Here is a 19,056-nt window from a genome sequence, read left to right as displayed (position 1 = left end):
AGCCTGGCCTACCAGCCTCGCAGCGGGAAGCCCGACCGGCCCTTGTCGGCGACCTTGACCCCCAGCACCTGGTGGAGCTGGATGTTGTCGCGCTCGAAGCCCAGCCGCGACGCCGCCATGTAGAGCCGCCACACCCGGGCGCGACCGATGCCGACGTCGGCGACGGCCTCGTCCCAGTGGTCCTCGAGGTTGGCGCCCCACGCCGCGAGCGTCTTGGCGTAGTGCTCCCGCAGGTTCTCCTCGTGGCGGATCTCGAAGCCGGCGTCGTTCATCTCCGAGACGAGCAGCCCGATCGGCTCCAGCTGGCCGTCGGGGAACACGTAACGGGAGATGAACGGGTCGAGCTTCTTCTTCAGCGGCGTGCGCGGCTGCGTGATGCAGTGGTTGAGCAACCGCCCGCCCGGCTTGAGGCGCGCGTGCAGCGACCGGAAGTAGGACGGCAGCTGGTCCTTGCCGATGTGCTCGGTGAGCCCGATCGAGCTGATGGCGTCGAACTGCGACTCCGGCGCATCCCGGTAGTCGAGGTGGCGGACCTCGGCGAGGTCGCCGAGGCCACGCCGGATGATCTCGGCCTGCGCCCACTCGGCCTGGTTGCGCGACAGCGTCACCCCCAGCGCCTTGACGCCGTGCTCGGCGGCGGCGTGCATGACCATGCCGCCCCAGCCGCAGCCGACGTCGAGCAGCCGCATCCCGGGCTGCAGCGCCAGCTTCTGCGCGACCAGCTCGAACTTGGCGGCCTGGGCCTCCTCGAGCGTGGCGGTCTCGGTGGGGTACGTCGCGCACGTGTAGGCCATGGACGGTCCCAGCACCCACTCGTAGAACGTGTTGGACACGTCGTAGTGGTGGGCGATGGCGCGCTTGTCGCGCGCCTTGGAGTGCAGCCGGCCCGGCGGGCGGTACTCGAGCTCCGGCGGCGGCTGGCGGTGCCGCAGCCAGATCGGCAGCATCCGCTGCGCCAGCCGGAACTGGTCGGCACGGGTGATGTTGTTGATCGTGATGTCGGCCATGGCGTCGAGGACGTCGTAGACCTCGCCGTCGACCTCGATCTCCCCCGCCACGTACGCCCTGGCCAGCCCGAGGGTGCCCGGGGCGGTAGCCAGCCGCGCGAGCGCGCGGGGGGACACGATCCGCAGCGCCACCTCGGAACTGTCGGGTCCGGCCTTGCTCCCGTCGTAGGCGATCACCCTGATGGGCACATCGACCCCGACCACACTGGAAATGATCTCTGCGACCTGCATCATGCCCTCCTGGATCCGGTCACCTTCGAGTACAGGTCGGGCAGCCGCCCACCGGGGTCGTAGCGTTGCTTGAGCTCCCGGTAGAAGGGCCCGTTGTACCGCTCCCAGAACTCACGCTCGTCGTAGTGAACTGTGGAGTACAGCGATTTGTGGCCCCCGAGTTCGGCCACGAGTTCCTCGATCCGACGGTTGTTGCCGTCCGGATCGCCCGGCTTCGCGGGCGCCTGCGCCCAGAAGCCGACGTTGACGTAGAGCTCGTGCGCCTTCATCGGGTACAGCGGCCAGGTCCGGTCGTCGCGCAGCCGCAGCGGGCACAGCCACACGGGCTTGATCCCGATCTCGGCGTGGAACGCGTCGAGGAACTCCGCGAGCCGCTCGACCGGGATCTCGACGTCCTGCACCACCAGCTCCTGCGGGGTGGCTCCGAACACCTCGCCGATGCGCCGCGTGATGCCCTTGGCGCGGTCGAACGCGACGATGCGGCGGTAGACGTCGGAGCGCCGGTAGCGGCGCGGCCAGGCCCAGCGGATCAGTGGGTTCTGGACGCCGAACGTGCGCGAGCACCAGAACCAGTCGGTGTCCCAGCGCCAGATGTAGTCGTGGGCGGTCAGCGTGTCGCTGCGGCGCCGGTTGATCGACTTGTAGAAGACCTGCTGGCCGGTGTAATCGCTGATCCCGTCGCCGGGGTCGTCGGTGAACGTGCCGAGCGTGAGGTACTGCTCGCCCTTGCCGAACACCGTGCCGTCGACGAAGTCTGGGCCGTCGGTGGCGTCGAGGTCGCAGACCCTGGCGATCTCCGTGGCGAGGTCCGCGGTCTCGACGCGCCGGTGCTCCAGCCGCACGTAGGACGCGACGGGCTGCAGGTCGACCAGCAGTCGCAGCGCGTAGCCGAGCGTGCCGTAGGAGTTGGGGAAGCCGCGGAACAGCTCGGCGTGCTCGCCGTCGGGGGTGACGGTGATGACCTCGCCGTCGGCGGTGAGGATGTCGAACTCGCGCAGCGACTCGTGCGGGAGCCCGTGGCGGAACGACGTGGACTCGATGCCGAGCCCGGTGACCGCCCCGCCCAGCGTGATCGTCTTGAGCTGCGGGACGACCAGCGGCATCAGGCCGTACTCGAGGGTGGCCGCGACGATGGTCTCGTAGGTGGCCATGCCCTGCACCTCGGCGGTGCGGGCGATGGGATCCACCCGGATCACCCCGGTCAGGGCGGAGATGTCGAGCCGTACCGTCCGATCGCCGGCCCCGCCGAAGCGGAACAGGTTGGACGTTCGCTTGGCCAGCCGTACGCGTTGTCCCGGCGGCACCTGTCGATAGCGACGCACGAGGTCGGCGACGGCCGCCGCATGCGTGGCCGGTGGGACTGCCGCCGGTCGGTGCACCGGCGTTCCGATCACGCTCATGACCAGAACGCTAGTCCGCCGATCGCGGGCTGCCCAGACTCCCGGTCAGGGCCTCTTCGTCACACCGTTGGATCACTCGACCGGCGGACACAGTGGACCCGGGCTCAGCCCGGCCGCACCCGCCCGCGCACCAATGCGGGCAAAGCGGACACACCGGTTACCGGGCGGAAATCCTCGGCGGCCGCGGTGAGCGCGGCGTGCTCGTCGTCGGCGAGGACGATCTCCGCCGCCGCGGCGTTGCTCTCCACCTGGGCCACGCTGGACGCGCCGGGGATGGCGACGACGTCGGGGAAGTGCACGAGCCAGGCCAGCGCGATCTGCGCAGGCGTCGCGTCGTGGGCCGACGCGACCACGCGCAGCACGTCGAGCAGCGGTTTCGCGGCGTCGAGGTTCTCCGGCAGGAACAGGGCGTTGGCGGCCCGGACGCCCCCCGTCGGACGATCGGTGGCGCTGTAGCGCGCCGACAGCAGACCCTGACCGAGTGGGCTGTAGGCCATGACGATGTGCCCGGTGCGCTGCGCCCACGGCAGCATCTCCGCCAGCGGTGCGCGGGAGACGAGGCTGAACTGGACCTGGTTGGACAGGATGCGCGCGCGCTCGGTGTAGGCCTGCTGGCCCTCGCCGACGAACGCGACCTCGGCCCGTTGCCAGCGCCGCAGTGAGTAGTTCGACACCCCGACCTCGTCGACGACACCGACGTCGCGCAGCCGGCGCATCCCGTTCATCGTGGGGGCGTCGCCGATCACTGGATGGGGTTGGTGCACCTGGTAGAGGTCGAGCTGGCGCACCCCGAGCCGCTGGGCGCTCGCGACCCCGTGCTTGGTGACCAGCGACGCCGTGGGCCAGGACGGGAAGACCTTCGTGGCGACCACGACGTCGGCGGTGCCGCCGGTCGCGGCCAGCGCGCTGCCGAGGATCTTCTCGCTGCGCCCGAACCCGTAGACCTCGGCGGTGTCGAAGACGGTGACGCCCAGCTCACGGGCCCGCGCGACGATCCGCCCCGACTCGTCGTCGGCGTAGGTGGAGCCGTAGCCCCACTCCCGGGAACCGAACTGCCACGTGCCGAGTCCGATGACCGAGTACCGCTTGGCCGTGTCCACCTCTACGTAGCGCATCCACCAGTGATACGGGCTATCCCCGGTGGTCGTCGAGGAACTCGTCGATGTGCACCCAGCTGGTGGTGCGGGCATCGCGCCCGGTCAGCACGCCGAGGTGACCGCCGGGGGCGGTGGCGAAGCGCACCTCCGGTGACCCGGTGAGCAGCTCGGTGACCTTCTCGACGGCCGCGAGCGGTGCGATGACGTCGCGCAGGCCGGCCAGCACCAGCACCGGGACGTCGACCGCCGCCAGCGGGATCGACCGACCGGAGAGCACGAGCTTGCCGTCGGCGAGGTCGTTGTTGCGCAGCAGCAGGTGGTAGATCTGGCCGAACACCCGGCCGGGATAGCCGTGCATGTTGTTCATCAGGTGGTCGACGGCCTCGATCTGGGCGAGACAGTCGCGGTCGTCGAGGCGGGAGAGCAGCGTGAGCGGCTTCGTCACCAGCCGGTCGACGGCCGTCAGCTGGAAGGCGGCGCTCACGATCGGGGCCGGGAAGCTGCCCAGCGCCTGGTAGACCGCCGAGAGCCCGCGCCCGCCGGTGACCGCGGCGAGGGGTCGCAGCGGCGCCACCATGGGCACGGCGGCGATGTCGACGGGCGCGGCCACGTCGGTGAGCGTCAGCACCGGCAGCGGCTCCCCCGCGTCGGCGGCCGCGGCCACCGCGAGCAGCGAGAAGACCCCGCCGATCGACCAACCCAGCAGGTGCAGCCGGCCCGCACCACCGTCGGCGGCATCGGCGGCGGCGACCTCGCGCACCGCCCACGGGACGATCCCGTCGACCCAGTGCTCCATGCCGCGGCGCCGGTCGGAGAACGACTGGGCGCCGTAGTCGACCAGGAACACCGTGCGGCCGGTGCCGAGCAGGTGCTCCACGAGCGAGCAGCCGCGCCGCAGGTCGTAGGCGAAGTCGGGGGCGCCCAGCGGCGGGATCAGCAGGATCGGCGCGCCACTGGGCACGACCCCCGCGACCGGCCGGTAGCGGTAGAGCACCGCGCTCTCCCCGCGGCGGGCCCCCAGCATCGTGGCGCCGACCCGATCGCGCGACATCCTGGTCAGGTCGGCAACGCCGCCGCGGGTCTTGTCCCGCAGGTTCACGGCGGCCGCCACTAGATCCATGCGGGAACGGTACAGCGTGCGACATGCCGTCACCGTTCCGTTGTTACCGGCCGGTATGTGAGACTGCCCGCATGGAGCGCGACATCTTCGACGCCGAGCACGACGCCTTCCGGGACCTGGCACGCACCTTCATCGAGAAGGAGATCACGCCGTTCCACGAGGGCTGGGAGCACGACGGCCAGGTCAGCCGCGACGTCTGGCTGGCCGCCGGCAAGGCGGGCCTGCTGGGCACCGACGTGCCGGAGGAGTTCGGCGGTGGCGGCGTCGAGGACTTCCGCTACAACGCCGTGCTCACCGAGGAGCTCACGCGCGCCGCGGCCACCGGGCTGGGCTTCCCGCTGCAGAACGACGTGGTGGCCCCCTACCTGCTGCGGCTGGCCACCGACGAGCAGAAGCGCCGCTGGCTGCCCGGGTTCTGCTCCGGCGAGATCATCACCGCCATCGCGATGACGGAGCCCGGCACCGGCAGCGACCTGCAGGGCATCCAGACCAACGCCCGCCAGGACGGCGACGGCAACTGGATCCTCAACGGGTCCAAGACCTTCATCACCAACGGCATACTCGCCGACCTGGTCATCGTCGTCGCGAAGACCGACCCCGACGCCGGCAGCCGCGGCTTCAGCCTGCTCGTCGTCGAGCGCGGGATGGCGGGCTTCGAGCGCGGCCGCCGGCTCGCCAAGGTCGGCCTCAAGGCGCAGGACACCGCGGAGCTGTCGTTCACCGACGTCACGGTGCCCGCCACCAACGTGCTGGGCGAGCTGGGCAACGGCCTGATCTACCTCATGCAGAACCTCGCGCAGGAGCGGCTCTCGATCGCCGTCGGCTCCATCGCGGGCGCGGCGCGGGCGCTCGAGCACACCATCGCCTACACCAAGGAGCGCAAGGCGTTCGGCAAGCCGGTCTCGGCCTTCCAGAACACCCGCTTCGAGCTGGCCGAGATGGACACCGAGGTCACGATCACCCAGGTGTTCGTCGACAAGTGCATCTCCGAGCACGTGGCCGGCAGGCTCTCGGTGGCCGACGCCGCCAAGGCCAAGTGGTGGGCCAGCGACGTGCTCAAGCGCGTCGTGGACCGGTGCGTGCAGCTGCACGGCGGTTACGGCTACATGCTCGAGTACCCGATCGCGAAGGCGTTCCTCGACGCGCGGGTGCAGTCGATCTTCGGTGGCACCAACGAGATCATGAAGGAGATCATCGGGCGGTCGCTGATCGGCTGAGACGGGCGGGTTCTCACCCTTCGGTGGTCGAGCCCCGGGGCGACGGCGCCAACCAATTGGCCACGGCGCCGACGTCGGGACGTCGGCGCGGTGGCTACGGGGTTGGCGCGGTCGAGTCCCAGAGTGACGGCGCCAACCAATTGGCCACGGCGCCGACGTCGGGACGTCGGCGCGGTGGCTACGGGGTTGGCGCCGTCATCCGAGCGCGGTGCACGCCTTGCCCACCGCTGCCACGGCCGCGGTGATCCGGCTCATGTCCAGGTGCACGGGATCCTGGGCCGGGTTGCCCCCCGGTGGCAGCGCGGCCTTGCCCTGGGCGTCGAGGTCGTCGACGGCGGCCACGAGCTCGGACTGCGCCGCCGCCAGCGTGGGATCGAGCATCGGCTGGGCGGCCTTGGACCGGGCATCGAGCAGGAACAGCGCCACCGCAGCCGGCAGGATCGGGGCGGCCTGCGCCGCCTTCGCGATGCCGTTCACCGCGGTGGCCGTGGCGATGTGCGCGGAGCAGGCGGCCTGATCGGTGGCTCTCGTCGGGCCGGTGGCCGGAGCCGGGGTGACCGGCGCCGCCGCGGTCGGCGGTGGTGCCGGGGCAGGCTGGGGAGCGGGTGCCGAGCACGCGGCACCACCGAGTACGACGGCCCCGGCGAGCAGGACGATGGCGAGGACCCGCAGTCGGGCCGGACGGCGGATCGTCACGTCACATCGCTCGCGGCCACGCGCGCCCGCTCGGCGTCGACGTCGATGGTGGCCACGGGGAACTGCGGGTCCATCGCGGTCAGCGTCTCGGCCAGCAGCGCGGCCACCACCCAGTTGCGGTACCACTTGCGGTCCGACGGCACCACGTACCACGGCGCGACGTCGGTGCTGCACTCCTGCAGCGCAGCCTCGTACGCCTCCTGGTAGGCCCCCCACTTGCTGCGGGTGTCGAGGTCACCGGGGTTGTACTTCCAGCGCTTGGCCGGATCGTCGAGCCGGGCCAGCAGCCGCTCCGACTGCTCCTGCGGCGAGATGTGCAGCATGCACTTGATCAGGGTGACGCCGCTCTCGACGAGCTCGGCCTCGAACTCGTTGATCTTCCCGTAGCGGGCCTGCCAGACCTTCTTCGGCACGAGCGAGTCGACCCGCGCGATCAGCACGTCCTCGTAGTGCGACCGGTCGAACACCCCGATCCGGCCCGCCACCGGCACCTCCTTGCGGATGCGCCAGAGGAAGTCGTGGGCCCGCTCCTCCTCGGTGGGCCGCTTGAACGAGGCTATCTGCAGGCCCTGCGGGTTGACCAGGCCGGCGGCGTGCCGGATGACCCCGCCCTTCCCGGACGTGTCCATGCCCTGCAGCACGAGCAGCACGGCGCGCTTCCCACCCCCGATGGCCTCGGCGAACAGCGCCTCCTGCAGGCCGTCGAGCCGCGTGGCGAGATCGGTCATGTCCTCGGCGGCCGCCGACTTGTCATTCGGCCCGACCGGTCGCTCGCGCGGGTCGAGCTCCTCCAGGTCGACATCGGCCGGCACCCGGAAGGCCTCACGCACGGACTTCGCCATGGGCGCGCAGCGTAGTCGAGAGTCGATCAGCGCACCGGAGCCGGCACGTAGGCGAGGCCGTGCGCGCCGGGCTCGCCGCGACGCTCGACGGGCAGCGTCGCGAGCACTTCGACGCGCTCGAGGTCCACCACCGTCACGGTCGACGCCAGCACCGACGCGACGTACCCGCGGTGCCGTCGGGCGGCGCTGGACGCCCTCCTGGAGGAGCGCAGCGTCACGAGAGCGGCGGAGCGGCTGCACACCCTCCCCCGCCGCGATGAGCCGGATGCTGGGCCGCATCCGGCGGGTACTCGACGTGGCCCCCGCCGGTGCCCTCGATCCGGCGGCGCTGGTGCGCACGTTCACCGTGCAGGCCGGCGACATGGTGCTCGCCGCCATCGCCGGACCGCTGCTGGCCGCGGTCGCCCGCGACGCACCGGGGTGAGCGCGCGGTTCGCGTCCGACGCGTTCGAGGACACCCCCGCGCTGCGCGAGGGCACCATCGACGTCGAGATCGTCGTGCTCGACCACCTCGACCACCTCGACCACCTCGACCCCGAGACCTGCTCCCGCGAGCTCGCCCGCATCCGCATGGTCGGGGCCGTGCGCACCGGACACCCGCTCACCCGGGGCGAGATCACCGCACAGCCACACCGCCGCGCTGCTGCTGGCGCGCGGCTTCGACCTGGTGTGCCTGACGATGGCGGGCGAGCTGCCGGGCAGCCTCGGCCTGCACGTGTTCGACGTGCCGTTGGCGCTGCCGCCGCTGGTGCTGGGCATGGCCTGGCACCCGCGCACGGACGCCGATCCGGCGCAGCGGTGGTTCCGGGAACGGACCCGCGAGGCGGTGCCGGGATCGGGTGCTCAGCCCGCGGCCGACACCGGTCCGTCCTGACGGGCCAGCGCGTCGAGGTCGATCTCGAGCGGGAACGGCTCCTCGAGCACCAGCCGTTCGCCCGCGGCCGCCCGCGCGTACTCGTGGTAGCGACCACTGATGATCATGTGGGCGGCCGCGAAGGGGTGGTCGTGGTCGATGAGGACGGAGTACGGGATGCGGCTGCGGGCGTAGAGCTGCGGCTTGAACGCGCGGTCGGTGATGCCGTGCTCCCGCCCGACGACCTCCACGACGATCAGCGCGGCGCCGGCGTCGATGATGACCTCCGCGGCGTCCTCGGCGTCCGCGGCGTCGGGCCGGATACGCGTGACCACGAGGTCGGGCACGAGCACGCAGTCCGGGCCCAGGCGCAGCGGCACCGGCCCGATCACCCGCAGCCCGTCCGGCAGCGCCGCGGCCACCGCGGCGCGGGCCCGCGCGACCGCGACGGCGCGCGCCGGACCGCACCCCGGGCCGATGACGAGCGAGCCGTCGGACAGCTCGATCCGCGACGCGCCCTGCGGTGCCGACACCGGGAGCAGGGAGAGGAACGCGGCCTCGGTCCACGGGCCCTCGTGGTCGAGCACGGGAAGGTCCACAGCCGGCGCCTCTCACTCGTCGTGCAGGTCACGCGCTTGTGCTCCATGGTGACACGGTGACAGGCGAGAACTGCTGGTAGACCGACAGTGACTCCCGATCGGCAGGCCCAGTCAGGCGGGCCCGCCCCCGATCGGGACGACGAGCGGTGTGCCCGCCACCGGGTCCTTGATCACGCGGGCGGCGAGGCCGAAGACCTCGGCGAGCAGCTCCTCGGTGATCACCTCGTGCGGCTCGCCCTCCGCGACGATCTTGCCGTCGCACATCGCGACGAGCTGGTCGGCGTAGCGCGCAGCGAGGTTGAGGTCGTGCAGGACCATGACGACGGTGCGGCCTGCCTCCCGGTGCAGCCTGCGCACCAGCTCCAGCACGTCCACCTGGTGGGCGAGGTCGAGGAAGGTGGTGGGCTCGTCGAGCAGCAGCAGGTCGGTGCCCTGCGCGAGCGCCATGGAGATCCAGGCGCGCTGACGCTGCCCGCCGGAGAGCTCGTCGACGGGACGCTCGGCGAGATCGGCGATGCCGGTCCACTGCAGCGCCTGCGTGACGGCCTCTTCGTCGTCGGAGGACCACTGCCGGTACCAGGCCTGGTGGGGGTGCCGGCCGCGGGCGACGAGGTCGGCCACCGTCAGGCCCTCCGGGGCGCTCGGCGACTGCGGCAGCAGCCCCAGCACCTTCGCGACCTCCCGGGTGGGGATCTTGTCGATGCGCTTGCCGTCGAGCAGCACCTGCCCGCTGGTGGGCTTGAGCAGCCGTCCCAGCGCGCGCAGCAGCGTGGACTTGCCGCAGCCGTTGGGCCCGATGACGGCCGTGACGGTGCCCGCGACGACGTCGAGGTCCAGGTGATCGACCACGGTGCGTTCGCCGTAGCCCAGTGCCACGTCCTCGGCCCGCAGCCGCACCCCTGTCGGGGTCTTCGCCGACACGGGTTCGGCACTCGTCTGGGTCATGCGCGGGCCTCCCGGCCGTGACGGGCGAGCAGGAACAGCAGGTACGGCGCCCCGAGCACCGCGGTGATGATCCCGACCGGCAGCTCGGTGGCGCCGAACGCGGTGCGGGCGATCAGGTCGGCGATGACGGTGAGCGCGGCACCGACGAACATCGACGCGGCGATCGGCGGCCGCGCGGCCCCGACGAGCCGTTGCGCGATCTGCGGCGCCACCAGCGCCACGAAGGCGATGGGGCCCGCGGATGCGGTGGCCACGGCGACGAGCCCCACCGCGACCACGAGCAGCCAGGTGCGGGACTTGTCGACGGAGATGCCCAGCCCGCGTGCCGTGTCGTCACCGAAGGACAGCGCGCCGAGCACGTGGGCGAGTATCAGCGCCGCCGGCACCAGCACCAGCAGCGCGATGCCGACCGGCACCACGTTCTCCCAGCCACGGGCGTTGAGGCTGCCGTTGAGCCAGGTGTAGGCGCGGGCGGCCTCGTAGACCTCCGCGACGACCAGCAGCCACTGCACGATGGCGAAGAGCATGGCGTTGATGCCGATGCCGACCAGCACGAGCCGGAAGCCCTGCACGCCGTTGCGCCAGGCCAGCAGGTAGATCGCGGTGGCGGTCAGCAGGCCCCCGAACAGCGCCGCCATCGGGAGCCCGGCGAGCGCGAGGATGCCGCCGAGTGCGCCGAACCCGCCGCCGAGCACGATCAGGAACACCGCGGCTGCGCTCGCGCCCGCGGTGAAGCCGATGACATCGGGGCTGGCCAGCGGGTTGCGGGCGATGGTCTGGGTGATGGCGCCGCCCACGGCCAGCGCGGCACCCACGAGCGCACCGGTGAGCGATCGCGGCAGCCGCAGGTCGAGCACGATGAACTGCTGGCCGGCATCACCGCCGCCCAGTAGCACCGACAACACGTCACTGACACTGATCGGGAACTCGCCGCGGCCGATGTTGAGCGCCATGCCGAGCAGCAGCAGCGCCGCCGTCGCGACGATCACGATCACGGTGCGGGGCCGCCAGACCACCGAGAACCGGCCCAGACGGATGGCGGGGCGGCCCGGCACGCGGGCCGCGGTGATGCGGCGGCGTGGCTCCATCGTCACGGGGGTGGCCATCAGATCTGCACCATCTTCCGGCGGCGCACGAGCCAGACGAAGAACGGCCCGCCGACGAGCGCGAGCACGATGCCGACCTGCAGCTCCCCCGGTCGCACGACGACGCGCCCGATCACGTCGGCCACGAGCAGCAGCACGGCGCCTGCCAGCGCGGAGGTGGGCAACAGCCAGCGGTAGTCGGGTCCGGTGAACGGCCGCACCACGTGCGGCACCACCAGCCCGACGAACGCGATGGGGCCGCACGCGGCGGTGGCCCCGCCCGCGAGCAGCGTGATCGCGACGATCCCGACGATGCGGGTGCGCCGCACGGAGTGGCCGAGCGACCGCGCGACGTCGTCACCGAGCGCGAGCGCGTTGAGCGCGGGCGCGCTGGCGAAGCCGATGGCCGCGCCCGCCGCGAGGAACCAGACCACCTGCGAGGCCACGGAGACGTCGCGCCCGGCCAGCGACCCGACCGCCCAGAACCGGTAGGCGTCGAGCGTCTGGACGTCGATGAGGATGACCGCGGACGTCAGCGCCGCCAGCAACGCCGAGACCGCGGCCCCGGCGAGCGCGAGCGTGACCGGGGTGGGCCCGCCGCGGCCGGTGGAGCCGAGCACGAAGACCGCGACGCTCGCGGCGAGCGCGCCGGCGAAGGCGAACCAGACGTAGCCGAACAGGCTGGTGACGCCGAACGCGTAGATGCCGATGACCACCAGGAACGCGGCGCCCGCGTCGACGCCCAGCAGGCCGGGGTCGGCGAGCGGGTTGCGGGTGTGGCCCTGGATCAGCGCGCCGGCGAGCCCGAGCGCCGCCCCCGCCATCAGGCCGAGCTCCGTGCGCGGGATGCGCAGCGAGCGCACCACGATGTCGTCCTCGCTGCCCGTCGGGGAGAACAGGGCGCCCCAGACGTTGCCCAGCGCGATGGGCTTGGCCCCGACCGCGACGCTGAGCAGGCAGACGACCACCAGCACCGCGAGCAGCAACGCGATCCCCAGCAGCCGGCGACGGCGCAGCGCGGCACCGCCGCTCTTCACGACCGGCGGCCCCGGGGTGGCGGTCGTCACCACTGTGTTGCCATCACCATCGCGCTGCCGTCATCACTGTGCGCCGTCCTCCAGGTCCGATCGGGTACGCCTCAGCCGTGCCGTGCTCACCATAGGTGAGCCTCGCCTACGTGCCCACCGTCGGGAGACGATCCGACGGCCGTGTCGACCGGACGGCGCAGCGCGGTTCGTGCTGAGATGTCGCAGTGATCAGGTTGTGGCCGTCGATCGACCCGAACGCGGAGCTCAGCGACGACGACCTCGCAGGCTGCTACGCCTACCCCGACGGGTTGACGGCCCCCTGGGTGCGGGTCAACTTCGTCTCCAGCATCGATGGCGCCGCCGCGCTCGACGGCGTCTCCGGCGGCCTCGGCTCCGCGGCCGACAAGCGGGTGTTCGCGACGCTGCGTGAACTGGCGCAGGTCGTACTCGTCGGCTCCGGCACCGCGCGCGCCGAGAACTACCGCGGTGCCCGGCGGCCCACCCGTGGCACGGACGTCCCGCCCCCGATCGCGGTGATCACGAGCTCGGCCCGGATCGACCCGCAGAGCAGGCTGCTCACCGACACCGCCGTCCCCCCGATCGTCCTGACGCTGGCCACGGCGCCCGCCGAGCGCCGCGCCGCGCTGGCGGCCGCGGGCGCCGACGTCGTCGTCCTGCCCGACCTCACCCCGGCCACGGTGCTCGCCGAGCTGGGCCGCCGCGGCCTGCACCGCGTGCTGTGCGAGGGCGGCCCGACGCTGAACAACTCGCTGGTGGCCGCCGATGCCGTCGACGAGCTGTGCCTCACCGTCTCCCCGCTGCTCGCCGGGGCCGGTGCGCCCCGCATCGTCGACGGTCCCGACGGCGCCATCGCCCGGAAGATGGAGCTGGTGACGGCGTTGCACGAGGACGGCGTCCTGCTCCTGCGCTACCGTCGGGTTGGTCCGATCGGGTGATACACCGGGAGGTTCGGCCGGGCAGCCTCGTCCTATCCCCGAAGGACCCGACACCGCAACGATGAACCGAGTGAACGACCCTCACGAAGGAGCGGACATGACCACCCCCACGTCCAAGACCCCCGGATCGGCCACGCCCAGCACGGTCGGCAGCGCGGGCCCGGTCACCGGATCGGTCGCCCCGGCCCGGCTCGCCGACGACACCACACAGGGCAAGACCACGATCGCGGCCTCGGTCGTGCAGAAGATCGCCGGCATCGCGGCCCGGGAGATCTCCGGTGTCTTCGCGATGGGCGGCGGCGTGTCCCGCGCGTTCGGCGCCATCCGCGAGCGCATCCCCGGCGGCGGCGCCGGCGCGTCCAACATCGCGGGCGTGCAGGTCGAGGTCGGCGAGAAGCAGGCGGCGATCGACCTCGACATCGTCGTCGAGTACGGCGCCTCCATCGTCGAGCTGGCCCGCGCGGTGCGGCGCAACGTGATCACCGCCGTGGAGCGCATGACCGGCCTCGAGGTGATCGAGGTCAACATCGCCGTCAACGACATCCACCTGCCCGACGCCGACGACGAGGGCGAGCTGCCCGTCACCCAGCCCGCACGCGTCGAGTAGCAGACTCACCCTCCCCCGACACCCCAGGCCAGGAGCACCGTGATGGCGTCCAGCGAGCCGGTTCCGCCCTCGCTCGTCGAGCAGGTGGCCGCCGTGGTCACCGCACACCCCGCGGTCGCCGGCCTGCACGGCGGCCCGTTCGGCGCGGTGGCCACCTACCTGCCGGGCAGGCGGCTCGCGGGGGTCCGGGTCGGGGCGACCGGCGAGCCGGTCGAGGTCGGCGTCGTGCTGCGCCTCGGCGCGCCGATCCCCGACGTCGTGCGCGCCTTGCGCACTGCCGTGGCGCCGCTGGTCGGCGGGGTGCCGGTGGACATCACCGTCGAGGACATCGAGCTCGGACCGCTCGGGGAGCACCCGTGACCCCCGAGGAACGCGCGGAGTTCCGCGACTTCGTCCGTACCCACCATCCCGACCGTGGCGGCGACCCCGACGCGTTCGTGGCGGGAATGGCGCGGTTCGCCACCCGGCCCGAGACGCAGCCGGAAGCGGCCGCAGCCCGGTTCGACGCCCCCATCGAAGTGGTGACGCCCCTACCGGTGCCCCTGCGGGTGGCGGTAGCACTGATCAGGACGCTGCGGTGGCACCGTCAACAGCGCAGGGTCGAGTAGGACCCGTCCCTCATGAGGAGAACCACGATGAACGCGACCCAGACCGGCCTGCTGGCAGGTCTCATCCTCGGTGCGGTGGGGGCATTCGGCGGCTTCTCCGCCTTCCTCATCACCCTCGTCGTCGGCGCGCTCGGGCTTGTCATCGGCCGCGTGCTCGACGGTGAGCTCGACCTGAGCGGCATGCTCGGCCGAGGCCGGGACCGGTGACGAGCGCGGCGCCGGTGCCGGCAGGCGCCGCCGGGAGCGACGACCGCGGCCGGCTCGACATCCATCCCACGGTGCTGCGCAAGATCGTGGAGTACGCCGCCGACCAGGTACCGGGCACGTTGCGCCACGAGCGTCGCGTCGCCGGCATCGACGTGGGGCTCACGGGCTCGAACGCGAAGGTCACCACCGGCTCCGACGACCCGCTGGCCGTGGACGTGCGGCTGGAGCTGACGCTGCAGTACCCGGCGTCGGTGCGGTCGGTCGTCGACGCCGTGCGCGCCCGTGTCGACGACGACCTGACGCGGATGTCCGGGCACCACGTGCGGGCGCTGGCCGTCACCGTCGCCGGGTTGCGCGGCGCTCCCGCCGCGGCCGCCCGGCTCCAGTAGCCAGTAGCTCCAGTAGCTCCAGAAGGGAACGGACATGCGCGTACTGCTCAGGGTGCTGACGCCGCTGATCGCGCTCGCGTTCGCCGCGGTGGGGGTGCTGCTGGTGATCGAGGTCGTCGCCGCATGGGTGCGGCCCACCGCGACCGCCGGACTGGTCGTGCCGTGGCACGACTGGCGGACGCTGCTGGAGCAGCTGACCTGGGCCAGCAACCCGGTTCCCTGGATCGCCATCGGGGTGGCCGTGGCCGGGCTCCTGCTCGTTCTCATCGGGCTTTCCGCACGGCGTGCCGACATCCACTTCGACGCCCGGCACGTCGGCAGCGCGGGCGCCATGACCGTCACCACCTCACCCCGCGTGCTGGCCCGGATCATCGGCAGGCGCGTGCGCTCGGCAGAGGACGTCGCCGCGGCCAGCGTCACCGCGTCGGCCCGAAAGGTCACCGTGTCGGCGCAGGGCTGGGGCGACGCCGGTCCCGAGCTGCGCACCTCGGTCACCGAGCGGGTCGACGCGCTGCTCGAGCAGCTGCCGCTGCGGCGCAGCCCCCGGGTGACCGTCACGGTGCAGGAACGGAAGGGCCCCGCATGACCACGCCCCGCACGACCACCCAGGAGACCGGTCCGGCCGCCATCGAGATGACACCCGCCGCGCCGCCGAGCAAGGCGTTGCGCAAGCGGTCACTGGCCGCGGTCGGGCGGTCGGCCACCGGCGACCGGTCACTCGCGATCCTCGTCGGACTCGTGCTGCTCGCCGCGGGCGCGCTCGTCGCGCTGCTGTCCTACGGCGTGTTCGGCACGGCGCGGGCCGGGCGGCCACTGCTGGACCCCATGATCGTCGACGCGATGCGGTCCCAGCCGCTGCTGGCGCGCATCATCGCGATCGTCGCCGGGCTGTTGCTGGCGGTGCTCGGGCTCACCTGGGCCGCCCGGTCGGTGCGCCCGGAGCGCCGGCCCGACGTGGTGGTCGAGTCCGGCGCCGACACCTCGATCGTCGTCAGCGCGACCGCGGCCGCCGACGCCGTCGCCGGCCAGGCCGCCGAGCTGCCCGGCGTCGGGCGGGCCCGGGCCCGGCTCGTCGGACCGCCGGGAGCACCGGCGCTGCGGGTCACGCTGTGGCTCGCCGACGACGCCGTGGTCAGCGAGGTGCTGCGCCGGCTCGAGTCCGAGGTCCTCGTGGCCGCCCGCGACTCGCTGGGCTTGGCTGCGCTGCCCGTCGCCGTCCGGTTGGAGCTCGACGGCGTCACCGCCACCCGCCGCGTCAGCTGAATCCACCGCGCCAACCAAGTGGCCACCGCGCCGACGTCACGCCGTTGGCGCGGTGGCCAACGGGTTGGCGCGGTCGCGTTCACCACCGCCACACCGTGCGTACGGAAAGGTCCCACCGGGAACGTCGAGCACGACCGGCCTGGAGGGCGCACGTGGCATCAGCACGACCGCTGCCGCGCGGCGCCCGCACGGCAGCGGCACTGCTCGCCGCGGTCGGCCTGCTCGTGGCCGGGTGCAGCGTCGGGCCGTCGCAGCGCCCGCCGGTGGCCGTGCGGGGCGACACGCGGGCGGTGCCGCCCGCCCCCGACGCCGCCGCCCCGGCCCCGCCCGACGCGCTCCCCGATCCGCAGCAGCAGCGCCCGACGATCCCGTTCGTCGACTGCACGACCGACACGATCTCGACACTGCGCACCCCGCCACCCGCCGACCGCAGCCTGCACATGGACTGCGGCGAGCTCACCGTCGCGGCCGACCCCACGAGCCCGACCTCACAGGGCCTCACGCTGTCGGTGCTGCGGGTCAGCCCCACGGGCGCCCCCGCAGACCGGCCGCCGCTGCTCGTCGTCGGCGACAGCGCGGGTGAGTCGACGGCACGGGCAGCCGTGCTGCTCGCACTGCAGGTGGCGCCCGCGCTGCTCGAGCAGTACACGCTCGTCGGGCTGGACCGGCGCGGCGCCGGAGCCGCCGCGCTGAACTGCTCTCCGGACGATGCCCGCGCCGCGCTGGTCGACGCGGATCCGAGCGCGACGTCGGAGAAGGACCTCACCAGCCTGCTCGAGAGCGCCCGCGACGTCGTGCAGGAGTGCAACATCGCCCTCGACGGCGACATCGGCACCTACCGCACGGCCGCCACGGCCGCCGACATCGAGCCGCTGCGGACCGCGCTCGGGGTGCGGACGCTGTCGGCCATCGGGTTCGGTGACGGCGCCGGCGCGCTGTCGAGCTGGGCCCGCACCTCTCCGCAGGCCGTGGGACGGCTCGTCCTCGACGGTCCCCAGCAGCCCGGCCTCGACCAGCCCGACCTGGGCGAGGCGCAGGCCAAGGCCGCCGAGGCCGCCTTCAGCGCGTTCGCGGTCTCGTGCGCGACCAAGCCGGACTGCGCACTCGGACCCGATCCACGGGCCGCCGTGATGGCGCTGGTCACGGCGCTGCGCAGCCACCCGATCGCCGCCCCGGACGGGCGCAGGCTCACCTCCGGCGGCGCGCTGCTCGCCGTGCTCTGGAACCTCGGTGAGCCCACCGGCTGGCCCGCACTGGCAACGGCGCTCGCCACGGCCAGGGCAGGCGACCCGACGCCGCTGCTCAACAGCGTCGACCCGGTGATCGGCCCGCACGGGCGCTACGACGAGATGCTGGCCACCGCCTGCAACGACACGCGCAGCAGGTTGTCCCCCGGCCAGATCAGCACGATCGCCGGGCACTGGCGCGACGCCTACCCGATGTTCGGCGCGACGATGGCGCTGCAGCTGCTCGACTGCGCGCCGTGGCCGACCGGCGGTCCCGTGCTCGCCGGTGGTACCGCCGTGGGCGCGCCGCCCCTGCTCGTCATCGGCGGCGCCGCCGACCCGCGAGCACCGATGGACGGGGCCCGGCGCACCGCCGACGGTCTCGCCACGGCCAAGTTCCTGAGCTGGCAGGGCGCCGGCTCGGGCGCCTACCCGCGCACGGCGTGCGTCACCGGTGTGGTGGACGCGATGCTGGTGCAGGGTGTGGTGCCGCAGTCGGGCACCCTCTGCCCGCCCTGACGGCGATCAGCAGTAGAACTTCTTGGCGAACCGCACCACGTCGGGTGACTGCTTCTTCGTGACGGTGGGCAGTATCGCCGGGAGCGCGGCGACGACCTCGTTCTCATCGGCGCCCTTGCCCAACTGCTCGCAGATCACCGCGGCGGCCTCGGTCTCGGGTTGCCCGCTGCGGCTCGTGGTGATCTCGGCGTTGCGCAGCGCGCCGAGGTAGGCCACGGCCTTGTCGCTGGTCGGGTCGACGGCCGGGATCGCGTCCGGCGCCGGATTCTGGGCGGCCGGAGCGCTCGTGGCGGCCGGGGCCTGCATCGCCGCAGGTGAGGGCGTCTGCGGGGTGCTCACCGTGCTGGCCAGCACCGCCGCGACCACGATCAGGGCACCCACCCCGGTGCCGACCAGCACCACCGGCGGCGTCTCGCGGAGGCGGAACCGCTTGCGGCCGGTGGCCTTGCGCGCCGGTGAGGGTTCGTCGGCAGCATGGTCGGTGGGGGCCGGCTCCGGTGGCTCCTCGCCGACCGGCAGCACGACGGTGGCCGGGTCGCGGGTGGCCTCGCGCGCGATGGCCTCGGCCGCCTCCTGGGCGCGCCTGCGGGCGGCCCGCCCGCCGGCCGCACGGCCCGGCACCGTCATCGAGCCGAGGTCGGTGGTGGGGGCCGGGCCCTCGGCCGGCACCGCGGCGATCACGGCGGTGGCATCGGCCGGCACCACGGCGATGACGGCCGTCGCCTCGGCCGCGGGCATGTCGTCGGTGGGAGGGGCCGCAGGCCCGGGATAGGGCCGCGGCCCAGAGGCAGGCAGACCAGAGGCAGGCAGACCAGAGGCAGGCAGACCAGAGGCAGGCAGGCGGTGCGGGCCGGAGGGCTGGGCGTGCTGGCCCGGTGCACCCGGGGTCGGGAACGCGGCTCGGGGCTGTGGCACACCCGGCGGGAACGGGCGGTAGCCATTGTGCGGCATGCCGTTGGCGCCGTTGTTGTCGGCAGCGCCGTTCTGACCGGCCCCGTTGCGGGCCCCGTTGCGGGCGAGGGCGGCAGCGTGCTCGGTTGCGACCTGCTCGGCGGCAGCGGCGGCCGCGGCCTCCTCGGCGGCGTACGCGGCGGCGTCGGCGGCGTCCTCCGCCTCCTCGGCGGCGCGGGCGGCGGTCGCGATCGCGGCGGCGGCCCGGGC

Annotated in this window: 23 protein-coding genes and 1 pseudogene; 12 read left to right on the top strand and 12 right to left on the bottom strand. The window is 73.1% G+C overall.

The features are described 5' to 3' along the window. Positions 1-8: 8 nt before the first annotated feature. The 4 genes from ACFPFQ_RS42865 to ACFPFQ_RS42850 all read right to left on the bottom strand — a co-directional run bounded on the left by ACFPFQ_RS42865 (position 9) and on the right by ACFPFQ_RS42850 (position 4,855). Positions 9-1,238 carry a class I SAM-dependent methyltransferase gene (locus ACFPFQ_RS42865; protein ID WP_379629024.1) on the bottom strand — a complete coding sequence of 410 codons (1,230 nt, stop codon included), beginning with the start codon at positions 1,236-1,238 and terminating at the stop codon, positions 9-11. Continuing rightward, entirely contained in the window at positions 1,238-2,638 is a 1,401-nt protein-coding gene (locus tag ACFPFQ_RS42860) for an FAD-binding oxidoreductase (RefSeq protein ID WP_379629023.1), read from the bottom strand. The genes ACFPFQ_RS42865 and ACFPFQ_RS42860 overlap by 1 nt, the downstream gene beginning before the upstream one ends. 104 nt (positions 2,639-2,742) lie before the next feature. Further along, positions 2,743-3,753 (bottom strand): aldo/keto reductase, encoded by a 1,011-nt coding sequence (locus ACFPFQ_RS42855; RefSeq protein ID WP_379629022.1) that lies wholly within the window; start codon positions 3,751-3,753, stop codon positions 2,743-2,745. A 16-nt stretch (positions 3,754-3,769) separates the two neighbouring features. After that, positions 3,770-4,855 (bottom strand): alpha/beta hydrolase, encoded by a 1,086-nt coding sequence (locus tag ACFPFQ_RS42850; RefSeq protein WP_379629021.1) that lies wholly within the window; start codon positions 4,853-4,855, stop codon positions 3,770-3,772. 71 nt (positions 4,856-4,926) lie between these two features. Between ACFPFQ_RS42850 and ACFPFQ_RS42845 the strand changes: the two genes are divergently transcribed. Next, entirely contained in the window at positions 4,927-6,072 is a 1,146-nt protein-coding gene (locus ACFPFQ_RS42845; RefSeq protein WP_379629020.1) for an acyl-CoA dehydrogenase family protein, read from the top strand. A 195-nt stretch (positions 6,073-6,267) separates the two neighbouring features. On the opposite strand, the gene ACFPFQ_RS42840 is transcribed toward ACFPFQ_RS42845, so the two are convergent. From ACFPFQ_RS42840 to ACFPFQ_RS42830, 3 genes are read right to left on the bottom strand one after another with little or no spacing between them, the layout of a single operon-like run. Next, on the bottom strand, positions 6,268-6,768 hold the full coding sequence (locus ACFPFQ_RS42840) for a hypothetical protein (RefSeq protein ID WP_379629019.1): 501 nt from the start codon (positions 6,766-6,768) through the stop codon (positions 6,268-6,270). Further along, entirely contained in the window at positions 6,765-7,610 is an 846-nt protein-coding gene (locus ACFPFQ_RS42835) for a PPK2 family polyphosphate kinase (RefSeq protein WP_379629018.1), read from the bottom strand. The genes ACFPFQ_RS42840 and ACFPFQ_RS42835 overlap by 4 nt, the downstream gene beginning before the upstream one ends. Before the next feature lie 26 nt (positions 7,611-7,636). Next, positions 7,637-7,762 carry a hypothetical protein gene (locus ACFPFQ_RS42830; RefSeq protein ID WP_379629017.1) on the bottom strand — a complete coding sequence of 42 codons (126 nt, stop codon included), beginning with the start codon at positions 7,760-7,762 and terminating at the stop codon, positions 7,637-7,639. 104 nt (positions 7,763-7,866) lie between these two features. Between ACFPFQ_RS42830 and ACFPFQ_RS42825 the strand changes: the two genes are divergently transcribed. Further along, positions 7,867-8,034 (top strand): hypothetical protein, encoded by a 168-nt coding sequence (locus tag ACFPFQ_RS42825; RefSeq protein ID WP_379629016.1) that lies wholly within the window; start codon positions 7,867-7,869, stop codon positions 8,032-8,034. A gap of 255 nt (positions 8,035-8,289) precedes the next feature. Beyond that, positions 8,290-8,484, top strand: coding sequence for a hypothetical protein (locus tag ACFPFQ_RS42820; protein WP_379629015.1), 195 nt, complete (start codon positions 8,290-8,292; stop codon positions 8,482-8,484). Here the strand turns inward: ACFPFQ_RS42820 and ACFPFQ_RS42815 are convergent. The 4 genes from ACFPFQ_RS42815 to ACFPFQ_RS42800 form a co-directional block, all read right to left on the bottom strand. Next, positions 8,454-9,062, bottom strand: coding sequence for a Uma2 family endonuclease (locus tag ACFPFQ_RS42815; RefSeq protein ID WP_379629014.1), 609 nt, complete (start codon positions 9,060-9,062; stop codon positions 8,454-8,456). The two genes, ACFPFQ_RS42820 and ACFPFQ_RS42815, sit on opposite strands and share 31 nt — an antisense overlap. Positions 9,063-9,173: 111 nt before the next feature. Beyond that, positions 9,174-10,007, bottom strand: a complete 834-nt coding sequence (locus ACFPFQ_RS42810; protein WP_379629013.1) for an ABC transporter ATP-binding protein — start codon at positions 10,005-10,007, stop codon at positions 9,174-9,176. Then, on the bottom strand, positions 10,004-11,113 hold the full coding sequence (locus tag ACFPFQ_RS42805) for a FecCD family ABC transporter permease (protein WP_379629012.1): 1,110 nt from the start codon (positions 11,111-11,113) through the stop codon (positions 10,004-10,006). Before ACFPFQ_RS42805 ends, ACFPFQ_RS42810 begins: the two co-directional genes overlap by 4 nt. Next, positions 11,113-12,159 (bottom strand): FecCD family ABC transporter permease, encoded by a 1,047-nt coding sequence (locus ACFPFQ_RS42800; protein ID WP_379629011.1) that lies wholly within the window; start codon positions 12,157-12,159, stop codon positions 11,113-11,115. Before ACFPFQ_RS42800 ends, ACFPFQ_RS42805 begins: the two co-directional genes overlap by 1 nt. Before the next feature lie 185 nt (positions 12,160-12,344). On the opposite strand from ACFPFQ_RS42800, the gene ACFPFQ_RS42795 reads away from it, so the two are divergent. The 9 genes from ACFPFQ_RS42795 to ACFPFQ_RS42755 all read left to right on the top strand — a co-directional run bounded on the left by ACFPFQ_RS42795 (position 12,345) and on the right by ACFPFQ_RS42755 (position 17,895). Beyond that, positions 12,345-13,076 carry a pyrimidine reductase family protein gene (locus ACFPFQ_RS42795; protein WP_379629010.1) on the top strand — a complete coding sequence of 244 codons (732 nt, stop codon included), beginning with the start codon at positions 12,345-12,347 and terminating at the stop codon, positions 13,074-13,076. Between the two features lie 97 nt (positions 13,077-13,173). Further along, entirely contained in the window at positions 13,174-13,683 is a 510-nt protein-coding gene (locus ACFPFQ_RS42790; protein WP_379629009.1) for an Asp23/Gls24 family envelope stress response protein, read from the top strand. Between the two features lie 42 nt (positions 13,684-13,725). Next, positions 13,726-14,043 carry a hypothetical protein gene (locus ACFPFQ_RS42785; RefSeq protein WP_379629008.1) on the top strand — a complete coding sequence of 106 codons (318 nt, stop codon included), beginning with the start codon at positions 13,726-13,728 and terminating at the stop codon, positions 14,041-14,043. Then, on the top strand, positions 14,040-14,291 hold the full coding sequence (locus tag ACFPFQ_RS42780; protein ID WP_379629007.1) for a hypothetical protein: 252 nt from the start codon (positions 14,040-14,042) through the stop codon (positions 14,289-14,291). The genes ACFPFQ_RS42785 and ACFPFQ_RS42780 overlap by 4 nt, the downstream gene beginning before the upstream one ends. 27 nt (positions 14,292-14,318) lie before the next feature. Beyond that, positions 14,319-14,498 (top strand): hypothetical protein, encoded by a 180-nt coding sequence (locus tag ACFPFQ_RS42775; RefSeq protein WP_379629006.1) that lies wholly within the window; start codon positions 14,319-14,321, stop codon positions 14,496-14,498. Beyond that, entirely contained in the window at positions 14,495-14,887 is a 393-nt protein-coding gene (locus ACFPFQ_RS42770; protein WP_379629005.1) for an Asp23/Gls24 family envelope stress response protein, read from the top strand. Before ACFPFQ_RS42775 ends, ACFPFQ_RS42770 begins: the two co-directional genes overlap by 4 nt. Positions 14,888-14,921: 34 nt before the next feature. Then, positions 14,922-15,473: a DUF6286 domain-containing protein gene (locus ACFPFQ_RS42765; RefSeq protein ID WP_379629004.1), complete on the top strand. Its 552-nt coding sequence runs from the start codon at positions 14,922-14,924 to the stop codon at positions 15,471-15,473. Further along, entirely contained in the window at positions 15,470-16,150 is a 681-nt protein-coding gene (locus ACFPFQ_RS42760; RefSeq protein ID WP_379629003.1) for an alkaline shock response membrane anchor protein AmaP, read from the top strand. Before ACFPFQ_RS42765 ends, ACFPFQ_RS42760 begins: the two co-directional genes overlap by 4 nt. A gap of 152 nt (positions 16,151-16,302) precedes the next feature. Then, on the top strand, positions 16,303-17,895 hold the full coding sequence (locus ACFPFQ_RS42755; RefSeq protein ID WP_379629002.1) for an alpha/beta hydrolase: 1,593 nt from the start codon (positions 16,303-16,305) through the stop codon (positions 17,893-17,895). A gap of 6 nt (positions 17,896-17,901) precedes the next feature. Here the strand turns inward: ACFPFQ_RS42755 and ACFPFQ_RS42750 are convergent. Then, positions 17,902-19,056: pseudogene (locus ACFPFQ_RS42750) on the bottom strand (hypothetical protein); the annotation flags it as partial.

The sequence above is a fragment of the Pseudonocardia sp. GCM10023141 genome (assembly GCF_042653605.1).
The sequence above is the reverse complement of the archived record's forward strand: the minus strand, read 5'-3'. Positions and strand labels throughout refer to the sequence as shown.